Here is a 9263-nt window from a genome sequence, read left to right as displayed (position 1 = left end):
CAGCATGGCCACGACGAAGAGGTTGAACCCCACCCAGAGCGCGACGTGTGTGTTCACGAGTGTGTTTCCTGATCCGGTCAAAGGAGGCGGACTCCCCCCTATAACGGGCAGGCGGCCCCACGTCGACAACCTTGCACGTCTTATTCCCTTGGGAGGGCCTACTCCGTGGCCGGACGGCGTAGCACCACCAGGGCCCGGCTGGCCACCACGACCGCGCCGCCCGCGGGCGTATGGGTGTGGAGGGAGACGCGGGACTGCCCGGTGTCCACCAGCTCCTCCCAGTCCGCGCCCCACTCGATGGCCGGGAGCTGGAAGGTGATGGGCTCGTGGTCCGCGTTCATCAACACCAGGAGTGTGTCCCCGACGATGCGGTTGCCCTCGTCATCCGGGGTGGCGATGGCGTCGCCGCCCAGCAGGAACGAGATGGAGCGCATGTGGGGCTTCTCCCAGTCCTCCTTCTTCATCTCCAGCCCGTCCGGGCGGAACCACGCCAGGTCCTTCAGCTCGCTGTCCCAGATGGTGGAGCCGCGGAAGAACTTGCGCTTGGTGAGCACCGGCTGCTCCCGGCGCAACCGGCTCAACTGCGAGGTGAACTCCAGCAGCTTGCGCTGGGACTCGGAGAGGTTCCAGTCCACCCAGGACAGGGCGTTGTCCTGGCAGTAGGCGTTGTTGTTGCCGCGCTGGGTGCGGCCCATCTCGTCGCCGGCCAGCAGCATGGGCACGCCCTGGGACATGAAGAGCGTGGCGAGGAAGTTGCGCTTCTGCTGCTCGCGCAGGGCGTTGACCTCGGGGTCGGTCGTCTCGCCCTCCACGCCGCAGTTCCACGAGTGGTTGTCGTTGGCCCCGTCGCGGTTCTCCTCCAGGTTGGCCTCGTTGTGCTTCTGGCCGTAGGTGACGAGGTCGTGCAGGGTGAAGCCGTCGTGGGCGGTGATGAAGTTGACGCTGGCGGTGGGCTTGCGGCCGCTCAGCGAGTACAGGTCCGATGAGCCGGTGATGCGGTAGCCGATCTCCGCGGCCTGCCGGTCATCGCCCTTCCAGAAGCGGCGGATGGTGTCGCGGTACTTGCCGTTCCACTCGCTCCACAGCACGGGGAAGTTGCCCACCTGGTAGCCGAAGTCGCCCACGTCCCAGGGCTCGGCGATGAGCTTCACCCGGTTGAGCACCGGATCCTGGTGCACCATCTGGAAGAAGGCGGCGCGGGTGTCGTAGCCGTGCCGATCGCGCCCCAGGGTGGTGGCCAGGTCGAAGCGGAAGCCGTCCACGTGCATCACCTGCACCCAGTAGCGCAGGGAGTCCATGACGAGCTTCAGCGCGTACGGGTGGGTGGCGTTCCACGAGTTCCCGGTGCCGGTGAAGTCCTGGTAGTAGCGCGGATCCTTCTCCAGCAGCCGGTAGTAGGCGGTGTTGTCCAGGCCCTTGAAGGACAGGGTGGGCCCGCGGTGGTTGCCCTCGCAGGTGTGGTTGTAGACGACGTCGAGGATGACCTCGATGCCGGCGCGGTGGAGCGCCTTCACCATGGCCTTGAACTCGGCCACCTGACCGCCGCGCGAGCCGGAGGAGCTGAAGCGCGCGTCGGGGGCGAAGTAGCTCAAGGAGCTATAGCCCCAGTAGTTGGTGAGGCCCTTGTTGACGAGGAAGGGCTCGTCCACGCAGGAGTGGATGGGGAGCAACTCCACCGCGGTGACACCCAGCTTCTCGAGGTGCTCGATGATGGCGGGGTGGCCCATGGCGGCGTAGGTGCCGCGCTGGTGCTCGGGGATGGCGGGGTGCAGCCTGGTGAGGCCCTTCACGTGGGCCTCGTAGATGAGCGACCTGTTCCAGGGGATGGAGGGGGCGCTGTCGCCCTCCCAGTCGAAGTCGTCGGTGAGGACCACCGCCTTGGGCACGCCGTGGGCGCTGTCGCGGATGTCGAAGCTGAGGTCCTCCTCCTCATCACCTACCACGTAGGCGTAGACGGGGGCGGAGAAGTCCACCCGCCCATGGAGGGCACGGGCGTACGGATCCACCAGCAGCTTGTGCGGGTTGAAGCGCAGGCCGCGACGGGGCTCGTAGGCCCCATGGGCGCGGAAGCCGTAGAGGGTACCCGTCTGGAGCCCCGGGATGAAGCCGTGCCACACGTGCTGCGTCTGCTCCGGCAGCACGTAGCGGCGGACCTCGCGCGAGGGCTCCTGTGGGTCGAAGAGGCACACCTCCATCTTCCGCGCATGCTCGCTGAAGACGGCGAAGTTGACCCCGTTACCCAGGTACGTGGCGCCCAGGGGATACGGCTTGCCCGGGAGCACCTCGGCCCGCTTCATCCATCGCTCCTCTCCAACAGCACCACCGGGAAGCCGGCCAGCAGCGGTGACAGGGGCAGCACCACGCTGCCGCCCTGACGCCCTGGCCGGACCTCCCGTCCGGTGAACACGTCCCGGAACGTCATGCTCGCATAGGACTCGGGCAGATCCAGGGACGTTTCTTCATAGGCCCCCGCGAGCCCCCCGGGGGACTCCAGGGCCTGGAGCGTATAGCGCGGTGCGGCGGCGATGACGACGGCCCGCTCGTGCTCGCGGGCGAGGGCCACCGCGGCGCTCGCGCGCGGGCCCAGCAGGTTCAACGCCCGGTAGCCCCCCTTGCGGAAGAGGGCGTGCTGGCGGCGGCGCAGGCGCAGGCCCTCGGCCAGCACGAAGAGCTTCACCCGGCCGTCGTCCATGTCCGTGGTCAGCCGGCGGCACAGCCCGAGCCGGTCCGCCTCCGCATCCCGATCCAACGCCTCCAGCAATCGGGCCCGGAGGGCGTAGTCCACCGGCCGCCGGTTGTCCGGATCCACCAGGGACAGGTCCCACAGCTCGGTGCCCTGGTAGGTGTCCACCACCCCGGGAGAGGCCAGCTTCATCAGCACCTGCCCCAGCGCGTTGTGCTGCCCGGCCCGCTCGATGCGGCGCTTGAAGGAGCGCACTTCCTTGAGGAAGGCGCTGCTCCTGCCCTCGTCCAGGCAGGCCTCCACGTAGCGCGACATGGCCTCCTCGTAGGCCGGGTCCGGGTTCGTCCACGAGGTGCGGACCTTGGCCTCCTTGATGGCCTTGAGCATGTAGTCGCGGATGCGGCCCCGGAACTCCGCCAGGCCCTCGGTGGAGAGGGAGTCGCCCATGGGCCAGGCGCCCACCACCGTCTGGAAGAAGAGGTACTCGTCGTTGCGGCTGGGGGCCGAGCCCCCGGAGAGCGGGCTGCGGTGCGGGGCCGTCAGGTGGGCCCAGCGCTCCACCTGCTCACGCCACGCATCGGGCAGCTCGGAGAGGACGTTGATGCGCGCACGCACGTCCTCGCTGCGCTTGGTGTCGTGCGTGCTGGTGGTGAGCATGCTCGCCGGCCAGTGCTCCGCGCGCTCAAGGTTGCGCGAGTGGAAGACCTCGGCGGAGGTGCCGAAGTGCTCCGGCTCTCCACCCACCTCGTTGAGGGAGACGAGCCGGTTGTAGAAGTAGAAGACGGTGTCCTCCAACCCCTTGGCCATGACGGGGCCCGTCAACTGCTGCACCTTCATGGCGAAGTGCAGCATCTCCGCGCGCTCGTGCGGCCTCAGGTGCTCCGGGTAGCGCCGCAGCAGCACATCCCCCAGGAAGTCGAAGATGGTGGCGTTGAGGGTGACGTTGCGCTCCTTGGCGCGCTGGATGGTGTCCTGGATGTAGCGCACGTCGCGCTCGTCCAGCTCCGGCCGCCAGTCGTCCACGTAGGTGCGGTAGACGGGGAAGAGCGCGATGAACTCCGCCAGCGCCCGACGCAGGCTGTTGAAGGTGAAGTCCCGCGTGCGCCGGTTCATCTCCGACACACGGTTGAGCCGGTGGGCGAGCATGTTCAGCTCGCTCGACATGAAGTCGCGCAGGATGAGGCGCTTCTTCTCGTAGACGAGCTCCTCGAAGTCCGGCGCCTTGCCGATGAAGCGGTGGTACGTCTGCGTCAGCGGCTCCTCGGCCTCCGGCCGGACGAAGAGGCCCCCCACCGCGTTGGCGAAGCGGTAGCCGGTGGTGCCATGCACGGCCCAGCCCTCGGGGATGCGCTCACGGCCTCCTTGAATCTTCTCCACCGCCACGAAGAGGGCCTTGCGCAGCGGCGAGTCCACCCGGGCCCCCGCCTCCGACTGCCAGCGCTCGCGCAGCCGCCGCTCCACCTCCGGCCACAGCTCCGCCTTCTCCCCGTGCTCGGCGTCGAAGACGGCCCGCGCCCGCTCCACGAAGAACTGCTCCTGGAGGTTGAGGAAGTAGGCCGTGGGATCGAAGAGCCCGTCCGGGTGGTCGATGCGCAACCCGGTGACGCAGCCCTGACGCAGCCAGTCGAAGATGCGCTGGTGCGCCTCGGTGAAGACGTCCGGATCCTCCACCCGGATGGCGGCCAGGCCATTGATGTCGAAGAACCGACGGTAGTTGATCTCCTCGCCCGCCACGCGCCACTGGGCCAGCCGGTAGCTGCACCCCTCCAAGAGCGCATCCAGCGCGTCGAAGGAGCGCGGGTTGCCCGGAGAGCCGTTGAGGGCCTCCACGTTGGCGGCGATGTGGGCGGCCAGCTCGGGGCTGCCCGCGGCGAGGGCCGCCAGCCGGCGCTTGATGACCTCCTTCTCGCGGTTGCGCTCGATGACCTTGGAGCGATCGGTCTCCGTGCGCACGGGCAGGTGGTGGATGGCGGTGAGGATGGACTGGAGCTCGATGAGGTGCGGGTTCTCCGCGCCCAGCCGGCCCTCCAGTTCCTCCAGGCCGCGCCGCAGCACCCGCTCGTACTGCCGGGGGGCCACCGGGAGGAGCCGGTCGTAGTAGCGGATGAAGAAGGCGCCGTCGCGGAAGCCCAGCTTCAGCTCGCCGCGCTCCAGCACCACCCCGTACTGGTCCCCGAGCACGGGCAGGAGCACCTTGTTGTGCAGCTCGTCCTTCACCGGCTGCCAGTCGATGTCGAAGAAGCGCGCGTACAGGGACGCGGGGCCGTTCTCCAGGACGTCGAACCACAGCGGGTTGAAGGACTCGATGCCCATGTGGTTGGGCACCACGTCCAGCACCTGCCCCAGTCCATGCTCACGCACGGTGGAGCAGAAGGCCGCATGCTCCTCGGGCGAGCCCACCTCGGGGTTGAGCTGCTTGTGGTCCACGCAGTCATAGCCGTGGGTGCTGCCCGGGGTCGCCTTGAGGTAGGGCGAGCAGTAGACGTCCGTCAGCCCCAGGCGAGCCAGGTAGGGCACCGCCTCCCGCGCCGCGGTGAAGGGAAAGCCCTTGTGAAGCTGAAAACGATAGGTGGACAGCGGGGTGTCACGCCCCAGCACCTCCTCGCGCACGCGCGAGTACAGCGTTCCAGCCAGTGCCTCCGCACCCATTCCACTACTCACTTCGCCCACTGTTTCCGTCCCCTCGAGTCGCATACAGCCCAGTCGTAGGCTCGCCTTGCCCGTCTGACCACCACGGAGACGTCCTTCCGCACGCTACCCAACGCTCTTGGGCCGCCAGGGCCCCGCAAGTGAAGAGGGCTCGCCACATGGTGGCGAGCCCTCCAGGGACTGCGACCGGTGGGACCGGCGGAACGGTTCAGGACAGGTTCTTGTTCACCAGCGCCGTCATCTCGAACATCGTGACGGACTTCTTGCCCCCGAAGATGGGCTTGAGCTTGTCATCGGCGTTGATCTGCCGCTTGTTCTTCGCGTCCTGGAGGTTGTTCTTCTTGATGTACTCCCAGATCTTGCTGACGACCTGGGTGCGGGGAATCGGCTTGCTACCGACGACCGCGGCCAGCTCGGGCGACGGGGTCATCTCCTTCATGAACGCGGCGTTGGGCTTGCGCTTGCCAGCAGCGGACTTCTTGGCGGCGGGAGCCTTCTTCGCGGCGGCGGGAGCCTTCTTCGCGGCGGTGGTCTTCTTGGCGGCCATTCTGTTCGGATCTCCTCCCCCTGTTCGAGTCTCCGGGGGCGTTGCACGGCTTGTTCACACCCTGAGCCGTCGAGCGCTCCTAGCACGCCCGAGGCCGAAAAACAGCCCTCCGCTGCATTTTTCCCTCTGAGGGCCGAGGGGAAAATAGTGGTTCTTCCTCGGAAAGGAAGAGTGTTTTCTCAAGGAGAACACACCATGTTGAACATCTTCATCACGGGCGCGAACGGTTTCCTCGGCTCCTGGCTGGTGCGCGCGCTCAGCGCGCGAGGGCTGAAAGTGGCCTGTCTGCTGCGGCCCGGCAGCGACGTCTCGAGCCTGGCGGGACTGCGCTACGAGCCTGTAGCAGGAGACGTGACGCACGCGGCCAGTCTGGCCCGAGCGGTCGAGGGACGCGACGTGGTGTTCCACCTCGCGGGCGTGCGCCGCGCCGCCAACCGCGAGGACTTCTTCAAGGTGAATGCCGAGGGGACGCGGCTGCTGTGCGAGGCCATGGTGGCGCTCCCCGGTGCGCGCAAGCCTCGGCTGGTGCTGGCGGGCTCGCTCGGTGCCTCGGGGCCCTCCCCCCTCGGCAGGTCCAGGGTGGAGGAGGAGCCGCTCCAACCCACGGAGTGGTATGGCGAGAGCAAGGCCGAGGCCGAGCGCATCGCCTTCTCGTACGCGGACCGGTTGCCGGTGACGGTGGTGCGCCCGCCGCGCATCGTGGGGCCGGGAGATCGCGAGAACCTCCTGCTCTTCAAGCTGGTGGCGAGGGGCCTGCGGTTGGAGCTGGGCGGAGGCCCCCAGCCGTTGACGCTGGTGGACGTGGAGGACGTGGTGGACCTGCTCCTGCTCGTGGCGGAGCGGGACGAGGCCCTGGGCCAGGCCTTCTTCGTGGGCCACCCCCAGCCCCTCACGCTGGAGGAGTTGCAGGGTCTCGTGGCCGAGGCGCTGGGGGTGCGCCCTCGCACGCTGCGCCTGTCCCCCGCGGTGCTGACGGCACTGGCGAGCGTGGCGGACGGGGTGACGCGGCTCACCGGCCGACGCCTGCCCCTCAACCGGAAGTTCGCTCAGCAGCTCCTGGCGCCAGGCTGGACGTGCTCGAGCGCCAAGGCCGAGCGACTGCTGGGCTTCCGCGCCACGCGAGATCCGGCCGACTCCATCCGCCGCTGCGCGCATTGGTACAAGGAGCACGGGTGGCTGTGAGGGACGCGGGAAGAGAGTGAGTCGCGAGCGTCAGTAGACGATGCAGTCGAGCTTCTCGATGACGGCCTTGAGGGCTTCCGGGGTGGTGTCGAACCGCTTCGCTTCAGCCGGAGCGAACAACGCCAAGGCCTTGGTGGGGGCTGGTTGGGTGTGTAGATCCTTGATGACCATTTCATCAAACAGAGCCGGCCACCTGGCGCTGTGTAGCTCGGAGGCCCGGCGGATGGGGTCCAGGAAGGTGAAACAGGGCCACTTGGGAAAGCGCAGGCTGGCGGGGTCACAACCCATGAAGCGACACCCGTCCAGCCGGGCTTCGGTGAAGTCGCAGTCCTCAATGGCAGCATGCTCCCACGCCCCCCCGGGGTAGCTGGGCCAGTTCCCGAAGTCGCACCCCGACAGCCGCCCCTTGAACCGACAGCCCTCAAGGGAGGCACCTATCCATTGCTGGTGGTTCTTCAACTCCTGCTTCACCTCGAAGGTGCAGTTGATGAACCGGGCCTGGTTGATGAGCAGGCGACTGGCGGGAACCTTCAGGACGACGATGCAGTTGCGCAGTGTCAGGTTGGGACCGAGGAAATAGTGCGCGTCCTTGTCCGTCAGCTCCAGCCGCTCGTTTTCCATCTCCTTGTCATTGATGATGATGTTGCCGAGCCAGTCCATGGCCGCCCCTCTCAGAAGGTGAGCATCCGGAAGAACTCGCCCGCCATGCGCCTGCCGTGGCGTGCCAGGTTCGACGCCGTCCCGGAGAGAATCTCGTACTTGCAGCCCGTTTTGAGGTCAACCACGTCGACCCCCTGGTGCTTGAAGCGATAGAGGTGTTGGAACTGTTTTTTCACCTTTTCATGCACGAAGCGCCCCCGGGCCTCACGTTCCAACAACCGCGCCAACCAGTATTCTCCCTTCCTCAGAGCCTCCTTGATGGCGTTTTCTTCGTTGCGTGTGAGCGCCTCTGGCCCCCACTCCTTCGCGGCCTTGGTGACAACCTCCTGGAGTAGGTCGCCCACCTTGTCCTCGGCGGGAATGTCTCCCACCGACTTGCCACGTGGCAGGTGCCAGCGTTGCCCATTGCCGAGTTCTACCTGCCGATTGCCGCCCCGGTGCCGTATGACCGTGGTGGAGCCGCGCTCCCCAGGCGCAGTTACCCCACTGCCCGAGCCCTTCTTGAGCATCACCACGGCCAGGGGGCCCTGCGGCGACGTGGCCACCGTGTCCACCGCCGCCACCGCCCGGGCCAGGGCCCCCTCGTGCGCCAGTGCCATCTCCGCCGCCATCTCAGGCGCCAGGGCCGCGGCGCCGCCCTGCGCCTCCCACTGCGCTCCCGCGAGGCTGTAGCCCGGCAGCGACTTCACCCGCGAGGCCACCTGCCCCAGCGTGTGTCCGCTGAGGGTGGCCACCGCGAGAATCATGGCCCTCGCCGCGTCCTCGCCCAGCACCTTGCCGAATTCCCCACCCGCCGCGCGCAGCTCCTCGAAGGAGGTGGCGTGGTGCGCCGTGTCGGCCATGCGGGCCCACCCGTCCATCAGCCCGTACACCGTCTTGAGGCCCAGGTAGCCGATGAGAATGAGCGTCAGGCTCGCGGCCACGGCCTTGGTCGTCGGCTCGGGCACCAGCCACAACATGCAGTACAGGGCCACCGTCCAGACGACCATGCTCACCAGCGCCCTCACGTCCAGCAGCTCGCGAGCCAGGGCCTGATGCGTCTCCTCCAGCACCGAGCCGAAGGCCAGGGCCAGGGCCAGCGTGCGCCGGTCATCGGTGCGCAGGGAGGGCCCATCGTCCAGCAGGCCCAGGCAGTCACCTCCGCCCTGGCCCTCGCACCACGTGAGGTACCTGGCCTTCAGCTTTTCATCGGCTTCGGGGATGAGGTGAATCGGGCCCTCCTGCTTCTCGGGCACCAGGGAGTAGGCGTGGCCCCGATACGTCTCCAGCCTCCAGTCCCCCTTGCCCTCCACTGTCTCGGTCCCAGGGGGCGATGGCAGCAGGCGCAGCAGCTCACGGGCGGCCTCCTTGGGACTGCCGCGCCCCAGCCGCACATCGCGCGAGAGCCGCTGGACGGCCTGCTGGAACTCGGCCCTGGGGAGGGACACCGGCCGGGTGGCGACGGCACCGGGCTCCAGGAAGCCCACCGCGTACACGCTGGCCGACTCCAGGCCCGGCTCCGGCGCGAGGGAGATGCGCTCCCGGGGGGCCGGTGGCGGCACG

General features: G+C 67.9%; 6 protein-coding genes. 1 reads left to right on the top strand and 5 read right to left on the bottom strand.

Annotation, left to right across the window (positions count from 1 at the left end):
- Nucleotides 1-158 precede the first annotated feature (158 nt).
- The 3 genes from glgX to VF794_RS10980 form a co-directional block, all read right to left on the bottom strand.
- A complete protein-coding gene (gene glgX / locus VF794_RS10990; protein WP_331109476.1) occupies nt 159-2297 on the bottom strand; it encodes a glycogen debranching protein GlgX in 2139 nt (712 codons plus the stop codon).
- Entirely contained in the window at nt 2294-5377 is a 3084-nt protein-coding gene (gene treY, locus VF794_RS10985) for a malto-oligosyltrehalose synthase (protein ID WP_331109474.1), read from the bottom strand. The genes glgX and treY overlap by 4 nt, the downstream gene beginning before the upstream one ends.
- Before the next feature lie 163 nt (nt 5378-5540).
- Entirely contained in the window at nt 5541-5879 is a 339-nt protein-coding gene (locus tag VF794_RS10980) for an SWIB/MDM2 domain-containing protein (protein ID WP_331109472.1), read from the bottom strand.
- Nucleotides 5880-6077: 198 nt separating this feature from the next.
- On the opposite strand from VF794_RS10980, the gene VF794_RS10975 reads away from it, so the two are divergent.
- A complete protein-coding gene (locus VF794_RS10975) occupies nt 6078-7061 on the top strand; it encodes an NAD-dependent epimerase/dehydratase family protein (protein WP_331109479.1) in 984 nt (327 codons plus the stop codon).
- Between the two features lie 30 nt (nt 7062-7091).
- On the opposite strand, the gene VF794_RS10970 is transcribed toward VF794_RS10975, so the two are convergent.
- Together VF794_RS10970 and VF794_RS10965 are read right to left on the bottom strand one after the other, a co-directional pair.
- Entirely contained in the window at nt 7092-7721 is a 630-nt protein-coding gene (locus tag VF794_RS10970; protein WP_331109470.1) for a pentapeptide repeat-containing protein, read from the bottom strand.
- A gap of 11 nt (nt 7722-7732) precedes the next feature.
- Nucleotides 7733-9262, bottom strand: coding sequence for a hypothetical protein (locus VF794_RS10965; RefSeq protein ID WP_331109468.1), 1530 nt, complete (start codon nt 9260-9262; stop codon nt 7733-7735).
- Nucleotide 9263: the final 1 nt, after the last annotated feature.

The sequence above is a fragment of the Archangium sp. genome, from assembly GCF_036389735.1.
Taxonomy (GTDB): domain Bacteria; phylum Myxococcota; class Myxococcia; order Myxococcales; family Myxococcaceae; genus Archangium.
Note: the sequence above shows the minus strand (reverse complement) of the source record. Positions and strands in the feature narration are given on the sequence as shown.